Below are 12,945 nucleotides of genomic sequence, written 5' to 3'. Positions count from 1 at the left end.
ACCATGGGCAATACGCCGCGTCATTTCCTCGATCTCACCGAGATGCCGGTGGAGGAGCTGCGCAACGTGCTGGCGCTGTCCAGCGCGATGAAGAAGACCTTGAAGGCGCGCGAGCCGGCGAAGAAGCCGCTCGAGGGCAAGGTGCTGGCGATGATCTTCGACAAGCCGTCGACGCGCACGCGCGTGTCGTTCGACGTCGGCATGCGCCAGCTCGGCGGCGAGGCGATCATGCTGACCGGCACCGAGATGCAGCTCGGCCGCGGCGAGACCATCGCCGACACCGCGCGCGTGCTGTCGCGCTATGTCGACGCCATCATGATCCGCATCCTCAGCCACGAGGCGCTGCTCGAGCTTGCCGCGCATGCCACCGTGCCCGTGATCAACGGCCTGACCCGGCGCTCGCATCCCTGCCAGGTGATGGCCGACGTGATGACCTTCGAGGAGCATCGCGGCTCCATCGAGGGCCGCACCGTGGCCTGGACCGGCGACGACAACAACGTGCTGGCCTCCTGGGCCCATGCCGCCGAGCGCTTCAAGTTCCGGCTCAACGTCGCCACCCCGCCGCAGCTGTCGCCCGGCAAGCCGATGAAGGATTTCATCCGCGCCACCCGGGCCGACATCCATCTCGGCCACGATCCGGAAGTCGCTGTCGCCGGCGCCGACTGCGTCGTCACCGACACCTGGGTGTCGATGGGCGACAAGGATGGCGAGCATCGGCACAATTTGCTCAAGCCCTATCAGGTCAATTCCAAGTTGATGTCGCTGGCGAAGCCCGAGGCGCTGTTCATGCACTGCCTGCCGGCCCACCGCGGCGAGGAGGTCACCGACGAGGTGATCGACGGCCCGCAGTCGGTGGTGTTCGACGAAGCCGAGAACCGCCTGCATGCGCAGAAGGGCATCTTGGCCTGGTGCTTCGGCGAGCGGGCTTAGGGTTCGACGGCGCAATTTCACCGGTGTCGTCCTGGCCTTGAGCCGGGACCCATACCGCGTGATCGAACTGATTTGCAGCTGTGGCCGTTGCTCGGCGTAGTTGGAGCGATCGTGGTTCGTCGGTTACGGCTTAGCGTCGGCGACTACCACCGGCGTTCCTCGATAGCATCCGCGGTATGAGTCCCGGCTCAAGGCCGGAACGACAGCCGGGGATGCCCTTCCATTCGTTTCAATCATCCCCAAATACGCCCCATGACAACCAATCCCCCCGACACCGACATCAACCTCGATACCAGCCGCGCCCCCTCGGCGGTGCCGGTCGACGACGCCGTGCTGCCGTTCGAGGTCGCGGCGCTCGATCTGCGTGGGCGACTGACCCGCATGGGCCCGGCGCTCGACGACATTCTCACCAAGCACGCTTATCCCGCGCCCGTGGGCAAGCTGCTCGGCGAGGCCATCGTGCTGACGACCTTGCTCGGCTCCGCGCTGAAATTCGACGGCCGCTTCATCCTGCAGACCCAGACCGACGGCCCGGTGTCGTTCCTGGTGGTCGACTTCCAGGCACCCGACCGCCTGCGTGCCTATGCCCGCTTCGACGAAGCCCGGCTGGCGGAGGCCAAGGATTCCGGCGGCCTGCTCGGCAAGGGGCATCTGGCGATGACCATCGACCAGGGCGCCGACATGAGCCGCTACCAGGGGCTGGTCGCGCTCACCGGCGGCAGCCTGGAGGAGGCCGCTCATGAATACTTCCTGCGCTCCGAGCAGATCCCGACCCGCGTGCGCCTCGCCGTCGGCGAGGAGTGGAGCGGCGGCAAGCACCGCTGGCGTGCCGGCGGCCTCCTGACGCAATTTTTGCCGCAGGCGCCGGAGCGCTTGCGCCAAGCCGACCTGCATCCCGGCGATGCGCCCGAAGGCACCGAGCTGCATGCGATCGAGGAGGACGAGGCCTGGGTCGAGGGCCAGTCGCTGGTCGCGACCGTCGAGGATATCGAGCTGATCGATCCCGCGCTGTCGGGCGAGCGGCTGCTGTATCGCCTGTTCCATGAGCGCGGCGTGCGCGTGTTCGACCTCGTGCCGCTGCAGGCGCGCTGTTCCTGCTCGCGCGATGCGGTTGCCAACATGCTGAAGAGCTTCTCGCCCCAGGACCGCGCCGACATGGTCAAGGACGACAAGGTCGTCGTCACCTGCGAGTTCTGCTCCTCGGTCTATCACTTCACCCCGCACGAAGCCGGCGTGACGGAGAACTGACTCTGTTGCGCTCGCTCCGCGCGTCGTACCGATCGTGGTCGAGCGACAACCCTCCGTACGTCATCGCGAGCGCAGCGACGCGATCCGCAGTCCTTCGACAGTTCTGGATCGCGTCGTCGCTTCGCTCCTCGCGACGACGCTTGATAGGCTGCGTCGCACGGCGTCGGAGAAAACGTCGGGAGTTCGTGTGCGCCGGCGATCTCGATTAGTTCGTTGTTGAAAATCGGCTTTCTCGCTGATCGACGCCACATCCATGCCCGTCGCGTTGATTGGTCGCAGCAACAAACCGCTTGTGCCGTCGGGCAAATCACTGGCACATTTCCGCGCGTCTTGCTGCCGCACGAGGGGCGTTTCGCGACCGTCACGGACCGTTGGCAGCGGGATGCGACGGGCGTGTGTTGCCGCAGCGTAGTTCAGTCTGCGCGGACGAACGGCGATGCACGTACGGTCAAGTCGCGCGGTCCTGATATCCCGATGCTGATATCAACTCACGCTGAAGCTCCGCTTCGCGTTGAGGATGGTGGCCAACAAGCCCGGCGCACCAGGGAGAACGCGAAGCAGCCGTTAAAACCGTCGCGCAGGGAGGGCCGGGTCGTTCCGGCTGAACCTGTGGTACCTGCCGCCTGCATTTTTTCTGCAGGCGGGCCGCAGGCCTCAGCCGAGGCCCGGCCTTCCCTGCGCCCTCTATTTGCAGAGGGCGGGTGAATGGACAAGGCTCGGGCGCGGGATGCGTCGCGAGAACGATTTCGTGCGGCGCGGGTGCAGGATCTGTCGTATTGCAGCACAAGAGACAGCGAGCAGACGAGACTTGGGGCAGTCGGACTGCATGCCTTCTCAGCTAGTTCAACACCCGCTTGCCCTCGGGGCTGTCGAGCGAGAAGGCCGGCACGGCGATGTCGAAGTGCTCACCGCTCTCGCTCTCCATTTGATACGAGCCGGCCATGAAGCCGGACGCGGTGGTGAGCGGGACACCGGAGGTGTATTCGAAGCGCTCGCCCGGCGCGAGCACCGGCTGCTCGCCGACCACGCCCTCGCCGCGGACCTCCTGCTGCCGGCCGATCCCATCGGTGATGATCCAGTGCCGGCTGCGCAGCCGCACCGTCTCCTCCCCGCTGTTGGTGATGACGACGGTATAGGACCAGAACCAGCGGCCATCGGCCACCGACGACTTCTCAGGCAGGAAGTTCGGTTCGACGGTCACTTCGATGTGGCGAGTCACGGCGCGATACATGGTGGCATTGTAGCGGAAACCCGCGCCGGAACCAATCGCGACGCCATCGTGCTTTCAACACAGTTCCGCATTATGGCACAAGAATCGCGGACTTTGTCGGCCGTACGCGCGATCCATTCCTTGGACTCGGATCGGGCGCGGCAGGCAGCACCCTGGCGGCGATCGACCTGTCCTGCGCCGTGCGATCGCCCACCAGCCGTCCGCCAAGGTCGAAAAACTGGGCACGGCCCAGCTGATAAGTCCTTCATCGCTTGCGTAAAATCTGCGCAGCCCTACATTTCCCCTGCCGGGCCTCGAGGGCTGGCAGCCTTGACGCGGTGCCTGATGACGTCGATTGTCGATCGCCCTGCCGGACCGTCCGCCCCCGCCGCCAGCGCCGCACCCGCGCCGGCTGCGGAGACTGCCGCCGCGGCGAGCGCGGCTGCATCTGCATCTGCCGTCGCGGCCGCGCCGGCCGTCACCGCTGCACCCGCCACCACCGCTGCTCCTGCGATCACCTTCCCGGCGGTCGGCGAGCGCGAGCTGCGGCTCGACCTGTTTCGCGGGCTGGCGCTCTGGCTGATCTTCATCGACCACCTGCCGCCGAACCTGCTGACCTGGTTCACGATCCGCAACTACGGCTTCTCCGACGCCACCGAGATCTTCATCTTCATCTCCGGCTACACGGCGGCATTCGTCTATGGCCGGGCGATGCAGGATGCCGGCTTCATCGTCGCCACCGCGCGCATCCTGCGCCGCGTCTGGCAGATCTACGTCGCCCACGTCTTCCTGTTCACGATCTTCCTTGCCGAGATCTCCTACGTCGCGACCAGCTTCGAGAACCCGCTCTACACCGAAGAGATGGGGATCATGGACTTTCTCAAGCAGCCGGACGTGACGATCGTGCAGGCGCTGATCCTGCGCTTCCGCCCCGTCAACATGGACGTGCTGCCGCTCTACATCGTGCTGATGCTGTTCCTGCCGCTGATCCTGTGGCTGATGCGCTGGCGTCCTGACGTCACGCTCGGGCTCTCGGTCGTTCTCTACGCACTCACCTGGGAGCTCGATCTCTATCTGACGGCCTATCCGAACGGCTTCTGGGCGTTCAACCCGTTCGCCTGGCAGCTCCTGTTCGTGTTCGGGGCCTGGTGCGCGCTCGGGGGCGCCCAGCGCATGTCGCGCATCATCAACTCACCGATCACGCTCGGGCTCTGCGTCGCCTATCTGGTCGCGGCCTTCTGCGTGACCCTGACCTGGTACATTCCGCAGCTCGGCCATCTGATGCCGCGCCGAATCGAGCAGTGGATGTATCCGATCGACAAGACCGACCTTGACGTGTTGCGTTTCGCGCATTTTCTCGCACTCGCAGCACTCACCGTGCACTATTTGCGCAAGGATTGGCCGCTCTTGAAGTCGCCGTGGCTGCGTCCGCTGATTGTTTGTGGGCAACACTCGCTCGAGATCTTCTGTCTTGGCGTGTTTCTGGCGTTTGCGGGCCACTTCGTCCTTGCCGAAGTGTCCGGCGGCGCCATGATGCACGCGGTGATCAGCCTTTGCGGCATCCTCATCATGTGGGGGGTGGCGTCGTTGATTTCGTGGTACAAGCGTGAGGCCGATAAGGGGGCCGCGCGAAAAGGTGCGCGCAGCAACGCCGATCTGGCGGGAGGGGGCTGATGAAGTCCGTCTCGTGGTTAAGGTTGGGTATCGCAGCGCTGGCTGTTTCGCTGGCGGCCTCCGCGCGCGCGGAAGATGCGCCGCAGAACTGCGAGGTGCCGGCCTACCTGCTGACAACCGAGAGCCCGCTCCCGAAGGTTGCAGACGCCGTCAAGAATGGCCGCACGTTGGATATTCTCGTCGTCGGAAGCCGCTCATCCTCCATTGTCAGCACCTCCGACGCAAATGCCTACCCCGCCCGTCTGCAGGCGGCGCTGAAGGACAAGCTGCCGGCCGTCACCGTCAATCTCAGCGTCGAACTGCAGCCCAAGAAGACGGCCGAGGAGGTCGCGGGCAATCTCGTTAAACTGGTGGAAGGAAAACGGCCTAATTTGGTCATCTGGCAGACCGGCACGGTCGACGCCATGCGGTCGATCGATCCTGATGAGTTCCGGCAGGCGGTCGACGACGGTGTGGCGACGCTGCAGAAGGCGGGAGCTGACGTCGTCTTGATGAACCTGCAATACAGTCCGCGGACGGAAACATTGATCTCCGTGCCGCCCTATGTCGACAACATGCGTGTGGTGGCGCAGCAGCGCGACATCCCGCTGTTCGATCGGTTTGCCATCATGCGGCAGTGGAACGAGCAGGGCGATTTCGACCTGTTCAATCCGACGCACGGGGTCGAGCTGGCCAGGCAGGTTCATGACTGCATCGGCCGGGCGCTGTCGAAGTTCATCATCGACGCGGCGCATATCGGGCCGGCGCAGCAGAACTAGGATTATGTCGTTCATGACGTCGAATGAGTGTCACCGCGTATCCGGGACATGGGAGAAGCTTTCGGCCGTTGCGGTCATTGCCATCGCCCTCGCGCTGAGCCCGCAGAAGGTACGGGCGCAGAGCGCAGCGCCGGCTGCACCCGCCGCGCTTTCCGATGTGGAGAGCTCCGGTCCGAAGCCTCCGTTGATCAGCGAGCTGCGACCGAGCACCGGTCACATCACATTGGCGCAGGCGAACGATCAGATGCGCGGGCCGATCGCCGCGGTGCGCCCGGCGGCCACGACCTCGCCGCCCGCGGCGACGACCGCGCCGGCCATGACCGATGCACAGCCGCCGGCTGCAGCCGGGCAGGCCGTCGCGGCCACGCCGCCGCAATCGCGCAGCATCACCGAGCGGGCGATCGACAAGGTCAAGCAGGTCGCCAAATCGGCCACCGACATCTTCAACCGCGTGCCGTGCCTGCCGCCGAAGGGTGTCGCCAAGAAGAACTTCATTTCGCTGCCGCACGTCGCCAACAAGCTCGCCTCCGGCCTGCCGGTCGTGATCGTCGCCTTCGGCTCATCGTCGACGCAGGGCTTTGGCGCGAGCGCGCCGGACTACACCTATCCGAACCGGCTCGCCGCGCAGTTGCGCCGGCAATATCCGATGGTCGACATCAGCGTCATCAATGCCGGCGTCGGCGGCGAGGATGCGCCGGAGATGATGAAGCGACTGGAGACGTCGGTGATCGACCGGCGTCCGGATCTCGTGATCTGGCAGGTCGGCACCAATGCCGTGCTGCGCGATCTCGATCCGGCCGAGACCGCCAGGCTGGTCGAGGATGGCGTTGCCAAGATCCAGGCGGCGGCCTCCGATGTCGTGCTGGTCGACCTGCAATATTCGCCGCGCGTCAACGAGCGCTCGGAGAACGCCAGCCGCATGAACAAGCTGCTCGGGCGTATTGCCGAGCTGCATCACGCCGGCATCTTCCCGCGCTTCGAGGTGATGCGCGACTGGCACGAGCGCCAGGCGATCCCGATCAACGAGTTCGTGATCTCGGACGGCCTGCACATGAGCGATTGGGGCTATGCCTGCTTCGCCCAGTTGCTCGGCGACGACATCATCCGCTCGGTCGGCCAGGTCAAGCTCGGCATCAACGCACCGGCCGAGGTGCCGACCTATCGGCCGATGTGATCGAGGGCGAGTGGGGAACAGCGAGTAGCGAATAGAGAAAGAGATCCTACTACTCGCTACTCTCTATTCGCCATTCGCTACGCCGCGTTGAGGGCGGCGTCGAGATCCTCGATCAGATCGTCGGCATGCTCGAGTCCGGCGGAGAAGCGGATGAAGCCCTCGCTGATGCCGAGCTCGGCGCGCGCCTCCGGCGTCAGCCGCTGATGCGTCGTCGTCGCCGGGTGCGTGACCAGCGTCTTGGCGTCGCCGAGATTGTTGGAGATGCGCGCGAGCTTGAGCCCGTTGAGCGTGCGGAACGCCGCCGCCTTGCCGCCCTTGACCTCGAAGCCGACCAGGGTCGAGCCGGCGCGCATCTGCTTGCGGACGGTTGCCGCCTGCGGATGGTCCTCGCGGCCCGGATAGATCAGCCGCGAGATCTTCCGATGCGCGGCGAGGAAGTCGGCCACCTTCGCCGCCGTCTCGGTCTGCGCGCGCACGCGCACCGCCAGGGTCTCCAGGCCCTTGAGCAGGACCCAGGCGTTGAACGGCGAGATCGACGGGCCGGTCTGGCGCATGAAATTGTGGATGTGCTCGGCGATGAACGCCTCCGACGACAGGATCACACCGCCGAGACAGCGACCTTGGCCGTCGATGTGCTTGGTCGCGGAATACACCACGACGTCAGCGCCGAGCGCGAGCGGGCTCTGCCAGATCGGGGTGGCGAACACGTTGTCGACGATCAGCCGCGCGCCATGGGCGTGCGCGATCTCGGCGATGGCGGGGATGTCCATCACGTCGAGCGTCGGATTGGTCGGGCTCTCCAGGAAGAACGACTTGGTGTTGGGTCTGACCGCCTTCTGCCACTGGGCGAGGTCGAGCCCATCGACCAGGGTCGACTCGATGCCGTAGCGCGGCAAGAGATCCTCGACCACGTAGCGGCACGAGCCGAACAGCGCCTTGGCCGCGACGACGTGGTCGCCGGCACGGAGGGGAGCCAGGATTGCCGTGGTGACCGCGGCCATTCCGGTTGCGGCCGAGCGGCAGGCCTCGGCGCCCTCGAGCTCGATCATGCGGCGCTCGAACATCGCCGTGGTGGGATTGGAGAAGCGCGAATAGATGAAGCCGGGATCCTCGCCCTTGAAGCGCGCCTCGCATTCCTCGGCGGTGGCGTAGACGAACCCTTGGGTGAGATAGAGCGCCTCGGCGGTCTCGCCGAATTCGGAGCGCAAGGTGCCAGAATGCACCAGCCTCGTTTCGGGACGATAGTGGGCGAACGACGCCGGCGCCTTCGCGGGGGACTTCGACATGTGACCTCCATCGTGGCCACCGCCTCGGGCGATGGGCACAAAAAAACCGGCCTGGGACAAAACCTCAAGGCCGGGATCACATTCGTCCCCGGCCTGTTTAGCGACTTATTTAACGTGGCTGCAAGCCGGCCGGCTCAAATCACCACGGGATAAGTCGTGCTCATAGTCGCAACCGGCCTTTCCGTCAAGCCAGCCATCGGATAACCGGTCAAAAGACCCTATATTGGCTCCATAAGCCGCCGTTCCGGCGCCTGCAAAGGATCAGGTCTTGCCGTTTTCGCTCAGCCCCGACGCCCACGGCATCCTCCCCGATCGCATGATCGTGGCGATGACGGAGGCTGGCCTGATCATCCCCGAATATGATTTCGTCGAGAGCCAGATCCAGCCGGCGAGCCTCGATCTGCGGCTCGGCGACATCGCCTATCGCGTGCGTGCGAGCTTCCTGCCCGGGCCGGGCGCGACGGTCGCCGAGCGCATCGACGAGCTCAAGCTGCACGAATTCGCACTTGCCGACGGCGCGGTGCTGGAGACCAACTGCGTCTACATCGTGCCGCTGTTGGAGAGCTTGGCGCTGCCGAAGGACATCGTCGCGGCCGCCAATCCGAAAAGCTCGACCGGGCGGCTCGACGTGTTCACCCGCGTGATCGCCGACGGCACGCGACGCTTCGACATGATCGGCGCGGGCTATCACGGCCCGCTCTATGCCGAGATCAGCCCGAAGACGTTCCCGGTCCTGCTGCGCGAGGGCTCGCGCCTGTCCCAGGTTCGCTTCCGCTATCGCGACGCGGTCCTGTCGGAGGACGAACTGATCGCGCTGCACCAGGCCGAGCGACTGGTGGATCGCGACGATGCCGATCTCACCGGCGGCGTCGCGCTTTCCGTCGACCTGTCCGGCAGCAATGCGAACGGCAATGTCGGCTATCGCGCCAAGCGCCACACCGGCGTCGTCGACGTCGACCGCCGCGCCGGCTATCCGGTCGAGGAGTTCTGGGAGCCGATCAAGGCACGTCCCGACGGCAGCCTCATTCTCGATCCCGGCGAGTTCTACATCCTGGCCTCCAAGGAGGCCGTGCAGGTGCCGCCGGACTACGCCGCGGAGATGGTGCCGTTCGATCCGCTGGTCGGCGAATTCCGCGTCCACTATGCCGGCTTCTTCGATCCCGGCTTCGGCTATGCCGGCGCCGGCGGGCAGGGCTCGCGCGCGGTGCTCGAGGTGCGCTCGCGCGAGGTGCCGTTCATCCTCGAGCACGGCCAGATCGTCGGCCGTCTCGTCTACGAGAAGATGCTGGCGCGACCGAATGCGATGTATGGCAGCCGCATCGGCTCCAACTACCAGGCCCAGGGCCTGAAGCTCTCCAAGCATTTCCGTCTCTGAGCGCGGCTGCGTCTGCCGCGCACCCCCAATGCGCCAGCCGCACAGGGCGCGCGCCAGCGCCGTGCTAGGAAAGCGAGAGCAATCGAACGATAACACGGCCGCGGCCTGCGCGGCCGAGCGGGGAGCTGAGATGTCCGAGATCGGCCTGGCCGACAATCCGGTCGGCGAGGGGCGTGCGTTGCCGCCCCCCGAGAAGCCGGTCCGGAATAAGCTCGTCGACGGACCCATCCTGCGCACCCTGCTGTCGCTGGCCTGGCCCAACATCATCGCGAACACGGCCGGCACCTGCGTCGTCATCGCCGAGACCTCCTATATCGGCCGGCTCGGTATCGAGGCGCTGGCGGCGATGGCGCTGGTGTTTCCGCTGGTGATCCTGACCATGACGATGTCCGGCGGCGCGATGGGCGGCGGCGTGGCCTCGGCGATCGCGCGCGCGCTCGGCGCCGGCGACGCCGAGCGGGCCTCGACGCTCGCCACGCACGCGCTGCTGATCGCGCTATTGTTCGGCGCGACCTTCATGATCGGCATGCTGGCGTTCGGCCCTGCCTTGCTGGAGGTGCTCGGCGGCCGCGGCGCGGTGCTGAGCCATGCCACGGCCTATCTGCAGATCTTCTTCGGCGGCGCGATCCTGCCCTGGCTGATGAACTCGATGGCTGGCATCCTGCGCGGCACCGGCAACATGAAGCTGCCGTCGTTCATGATCCTCAGCTCGGCGCTGCTGCAGATCGTATTGGGCGGCACGCTCAGCCTGGTCCTCGGGCTCGGCATGCGCGGCGTCGCCGCCGGCGCGCTGCTGGCGTTCTGCGTCAGCATCTCGGTGATGGGCTGGTACCTGTTCTCCGGCCGCGCGCGCGTGCGGCCGAAGCTGCGGGGCCTGAAGATCAGCGGCGCGATGTTCGCCGACATTCTCAAGGTCGGCGCCGTCGCCTGCTTCTCGCCGCTGCAATCCGTGCTGTCGATCGCGATCTTCACGCATATGCTGGCGTCGTTCGGCACCGCCGTGCTCGCCGGCTACGGCATCGGCGCGCGGCTCGAGTTCATGATGACCACGGTCGCATTCTCCGTCGGCATGGCCTCGGTGCCGATGGTCGGCATGGCGATCGGTGCGGGGAGAATCGCGCGCGCCCGCCGCATCGCCTGGACGGCGGGACTGGTGTCGTTCGCGTCGGTGGGCGCGCTGTCGACGCTGATCGCGATCGTCCCGCAATTGTGGGTCGACATCTTCACCCAGGACGAGAGCGCGCGCAGCGCGGGCCGGCACTATCTCCAGGTCGCGGCGCCGATGTATGCCTTCATCGGCCTGGCGATCTCGATGTATTTCTCCTCGCAGGGCGCCGCCAGGGTGCTCGGTCCGGTGCTGGCACAGACGGTGCGGCTGGTGTTCATCGCTGCGGGTGGCAGCTATCTGCTGAGCCGTGCCGCGACCGAGGGCGACTTCTTCATGCTGGCGGCGTCCTCGATGGTCCTGCTCGGGGTGCTGACGCTCGCCAGCTTCATGCTCACCCGCTGGGGCCCGAAGCCGGCCGTAGCGCTGGAGCTGCGCCCGGCCGTGCTGACGGCCGGACGCGGCCTTGACTCGCGCGGGCCGCCGCCGGCGCGTATCGGCTGAGCCGCTATCCGCGCAGCCTGCCCAACGTGTCCTGCATCGCGCGCGCGCCGAGCTCCATCTGCTGATCGATATAGGGCGCGATCTCGTGCGGCAGCACGTCGGTGGTCCAGATCACCCGGCAGCGCTCCTCTCCTTCCGGGATGATCTGAAACGACGCACTGTGCTGGCTGATGCGTTCGTTCTTGATGGCATAGACGAGGCGCCGGCGTTGATCGTTGCAGTCGACCAGCTGCTCGCGCACCACGCTGCCGTTGGCGAAGCTGACAATGCGGACGTCGCCGTCGAGCGTGGTGCCGGTGACGAAGCCGGGCGCCACCCTGGTATGAACAGCGCCGAAATCCCGCACTGCGTCCCACACTGCACCCGCCGGGGCTGCGATCGGAATGTCCTTCTGGATGGATGCCATGGGCTTGACCTCACGGACACACGGCTTCGATGTTGTTGCCGTCGGGATCGATCAGGAAGGCGGCGTAGTAGGTCGGACTGTAGTCCGCGCGCGGCCCGGCGCCGCCATTGTCGCTGCCGCCGGCCTTCAGCCCCTCGCTGTGGAATCTGGCGACGGCCGCGTGGTCCTGGGCGCGGAACGCGATATGGGCGGCGCCCTTGCTGGCGCCCTTGTCGACATACAGCCACAGCGCCGGCTCCCCCTTCGGGCCGATGCCCGCCGACGCCTCGTCCTTGGAGCAGAGGATGTGGCCGAGCGGCGCCAGCGCCGATGTGTAGAAGCGGACGCTGGCGTCCAGATTGCCGACCTTGAGGCCGATATGATCGTACATCGATGATCTCCATGCTTCGCATGCGGCTGCCGCACGCGCTGGGATCATCCAATCAATGGCGGCTCAGATGGTCTTGGAGAATCTTGCGCTCGCCGCGGGAGACCTTGCGAAACTTCGCCGGCGACACGCCGGCAGCGCGCGCGAAGGTGCGGGTGAAATTCGACAGATCGGCAAAGCCCGAATCATAGGCGATGGTGGTGACCGGCGTGTCCTCCTCGCTGAGACGCCGCGCGGCGCGCCGCAAGCGGGAGCGGATCAGATATTGATGCGGCGTCACGCCGATCGTCGCCGCGAACAGCCGCAGGAAATGGAACGGGCTGACGCCGGCTTCGTGCGCCGCAGCCGCCAGGTCGATGTCGCGCTCCGCATTGTCGTCTATCCACAATGCGCTCTCCACCGCGCGCCGGCGATCGCGCAGGCTCGGCGTCGCCGCCCGTTCCTGCCGGCCCGTGGCGGTCGCGACGAAGCGGCTGGCGATGATCTGTCCAACCTCGTCCAGACCGAGGTCCTGCTCGCGCGCGGCGACGGCCTGCGCGAGCTCACCGAGGACCATGAGCTCCGGCAGCGGCGGCATCGCGCCAGCCCGCCAGGCCTGGCTGTCGCAGCCGATCTCGTCGATGAGCGCATCATCGAAGAAGAATGACAGGCATTCGTCGCCGCAGACGTGATCGTGCGTGCACATGAACTCATCGCCGGGATGGCCCACCAGCAGCGAGCCGGTGACCAGCTCGAAGAAGCGGCCGCGGTGCCGGCAGCCGAAGCTGCCCTTGCGCACATAGGACAGCGAGTAGCCGGCATACTGCTCGACATAGGGACGCTCGCCAGGGACCGCTGCACAGCGGAACTCGGACACGGTGACGTCGCGGCTTTCGAACAGGATGGTGGTGGTCATCCTGTAAATCTAG

General features: G+C 66.1%; 12 protein-coding genes and 1 riboswitch. Of the genes, 7 read left to right on the top strand and 5 right to left on the bottom strand.

Translation table 11 applies throughout. The features are described from left to right. Positions 1-3 precede the first annotated feature (3 nt). Both argF and QX094_RS09875 read left to right on the top strand, forming a co-directional pair. Positions 4-930 carry an ornithine carbamoyltransferase gene (gene argF, locus QX094_RS09880; protein WP_315717175.1) on the top strand — a complete coding sequence of 309 codons (927 nt, stop codon included), beginning with the start codon at positions 4-6 and terminating at the stop codon, positions 928-930. A gap of 252 nt (positions 931-1,182) precedes the next feature. Beyond that, on the top strand, positions 1,183-2,178 hold the full coding sequence (locus QX094_RS09875; protein ID WP_315717144.1) for an Hsp33 family molecular chaperone: 996 nt from the start codon (positions 1,183-1,185) through the stop codon (positions 2,176-2,178). Between the two features lie 838 nt (positions 2,179-3,016). On the opposite strand, the gene apaG is transcribed toward QX094_RS09875, so the two are convergent. Continuing rightward, complete coding sequence (gene apaG, locus QX094_RS09870) at positions 3,017-3,409, bottom strand: Co2+/Mg2+ efflux protein ApaG (protein ID WP_315717145.1); 393 nt, start codon at positions 3,407-3,409, stop codon at positions 3,017-3,019. 324 nt (positions 3,410-3,733) lie between these two features. Between apaG and QX094_RS09865 the strand changes: the two genes are divergently transcribed. From QX094_RS09865 to QX094_RS09855, 3 genes are read left to right on the top strand one after another with little or no spacing between them, the layout of a single operon-like run. Further along, positions 3,734-5,062, top strand: coding sequence for an OpgC domain-containing protein (locus tag QX094_RS09865; protein WP_315717146.1), 1,329 nt, complete (start codon positions 3,734-3,736; stop codon positions 5,060-5,062). Next, on the top strand, positions 5,062-5,820 hold the full coding sequence (locus tag QX094_RS09860; protein WP_315717147.1) for an SGNH/GDSL hydrolase family protein: 759 nt from the start codon (positions 5,062-5,064) through the stop codon (positions 5,818-5,820). Before QX094_RS09865 ends, QX094_RS09860 begins: the two co-directional genes overlap by 1 nt. Before the next feature lie 13 nt (positions 5,821-5,833). Continuing rightward, a complete protein-coding gene (locus QX094_RS09855; RefSeq protein ID WP_315717148.1) occupies positions 5,834-6,994 on the top strand; it encodes a GDSL-type esterase/lipase family protein in 1,161 nt (386 codons plus the stop codon). Between the two features lie 77 nt (positions 6,995-7,071). Here QX094_RS09855 and QX094_RS09850 read toward each other — a convergent pair whose 3' ends face one another. Next, positions 7,072-8,280 carry an O-succinylhomoserine sulfhydrylase gene (locus QX094_RS09850; RefSeq protein WP_315717149.1) on the bottom strand — a complete coding sequence of 403 codons (1,209 nt, stop codon included), beginning with the start codon at positions 8,278-8,280 and terminating at the stop codon, positions 7,072-7,074. 76 nt (positions 8,281-8,356) lie between these two features. Next, positions 8,357-8,436: riboswitch (SAM riboswitch) on the bottom strand. 112 nt (positions 8,437-8,548) lie between these two features. On the opposite strand from QX094_RS09850, the gene QX094_RS09845 reads away from it, so the two are divergent. Both QX094_RS09845 and QX094_RS09840 read left to right on the top strand, forming a co-directional pair. Then, entirely contained in the window at positions 8,549-9,655 is a 1,107-nt protein-coding gene (locus tag QX094_RS09845) for a 2'-deoxycytidine 5'-triphosphate deaminase (protein ID WP_315717150.1), read from the top strand. A gap of 130 nt (positions 9,656-9,785) precedes the next feature. Then, positions 9,786-11,264 (top strand): MATE family efflux transporter, encoded by a 1,479-nt coding sequence (locus tag QX094_RS09840; RefSeq protein ID WP_316187877.1) that lies wholly within the window; start codon positions 9,786-9,788, stop codon positions 11,262-11,264. Positions 11,265-11,268: 4 nt separating this feature from the next. Here the strand turns inward: QX094_RS09840 and QX094_RS09835 are convergent, their stop codons facing one another. The 3 genes from QX094_RS09835 to QX094_RS09825 are packed head-to-tail and all read right to left on the bottom strand — an operon-like array spanning position 11,269 to position 12,932. Beyond that, positions 11,269-11,670: an SRPBCC family protein gene (locus tag QX094_RS09835; protein WP_315827963.1), complete on the bottom strand. Its 402-nt coding sequence runs from the start codon at positions 11,668-11,670 to the stop codon at positions 11,269-11,271. Positions 11,671-11,680: 10 nt separating this feature from the next. Next, positions 11,681-12,040: a VOC family protein gene (locus QX094_RS09830; protein ID WP_315751247.1), complete on the bottom strand. Its 360-nt coding sequence runs from the start codon at positions 12,038-12,040 to the stop codon at positions 11,681-11,683. A gap of 52 nt (positions 12,041-12,092) precedes the next feature. Next, positions 12,093-12,932, bottom strand: coding sequence for an AraC family transcriptional regulator (locus QX094_RS09825; protein ID WP_315751249.1), 840 nt, complete (start codon positions 12,930-12,932; stop codon positions 12,093-12,095). Positions 12,933-12,945 lie beyond the last annotated feature (13 nt).

The organism is Bradyrhizobium sp. SZCCHNS1050, from assembly GCF_032484785.1.
Lineage (GTDB): Bacteria > Pseudomonadota > Alphaproteobacteria > Rhizobiales > Xanthobacteraceae > Bradyrhizobium.
Note: the sequence above shows the minus strand (reverse complement) of the source record. Positions and strands in the feature narration are given on the sequence as shown.

Bases quoted from the DNA above. Each gene is read 5' to 3' on its own strand.
- QX094_RS09840 (WP_316187877.1), top strand. From the start codon at position 9,786: ATGTCCGAGATCGGCCTGGCCGACAATCCGGTCGGCGAGGGGCGTGCG.
- QX094_RS09850 (WP_315717149.1), bottom strand. From the start codon at position 8,280: ATGTCGAAGTCCCCCGCGAAGGCGCCGGCGTCGTTCGCCCACTATCGT.
- apaG (WP_315717145.1), bottom strand. From the start codon at position 3,409: ATGTATCGCGCCGTGACTCGCCACATCGAAGTGACCGTCGAACCGAAC.
- QX094_RS09865 (WP_315717146.1), top strand. From the start codon at position 3,734: ATGACGTCGATTGTCGATCGCCCTGCCGGACCGTCCGCCCCCGCCGCC.
- QX094_RS09855 (WP_315717148.1), top strand. From the start codon at position 5,834: ATGACGTCGAATGAGTGTCACCGCGTATCCGGGACATGGGAGAAGCTT.
- QX094_RS09830 (WP_315751247.1), bottom strand. From the start codon at position 12,040: ATGTACGATCATATCGGCCTCAAGGTCGGCAATCTGGACGCCAGCGTC.
- QX094_RS09860 (WP_315717147.1), top strand. From the start codon at position 5,062: ATGAAGTCCGTCTCGTGGTTAAGGTTGGGTATCGCAGCGCTGGCTGTT.
- QX094_RS09835 (WP_315827963.1), bottom strand. From the start codon at position 11,670: ATGGCATCCATCCAGAAGGACATTCCGATCGCAGCCCCGGCGGGTGCA.
- argF (WP_315717175.1), top strand. From the start codon at position 4: ATGGGCAATACGCCGCGTCATTTCCTCGATCTCACCGAGATGCCGGTG.
- QX094_RS09875 (WP_315717144.1), top strand. From the start codon at position 1,183: ATGACAACCAATCCCCCCGACACCGACATCAACCTCGATACCAGCCGC.
- QX094_RS09825 (WP_315751249.1), bottom strand. From the start codon at position 12,932: ATGACCACCACCATCCTGTTCGAAAGCCGCGACGTCACCGTGTCCGAG.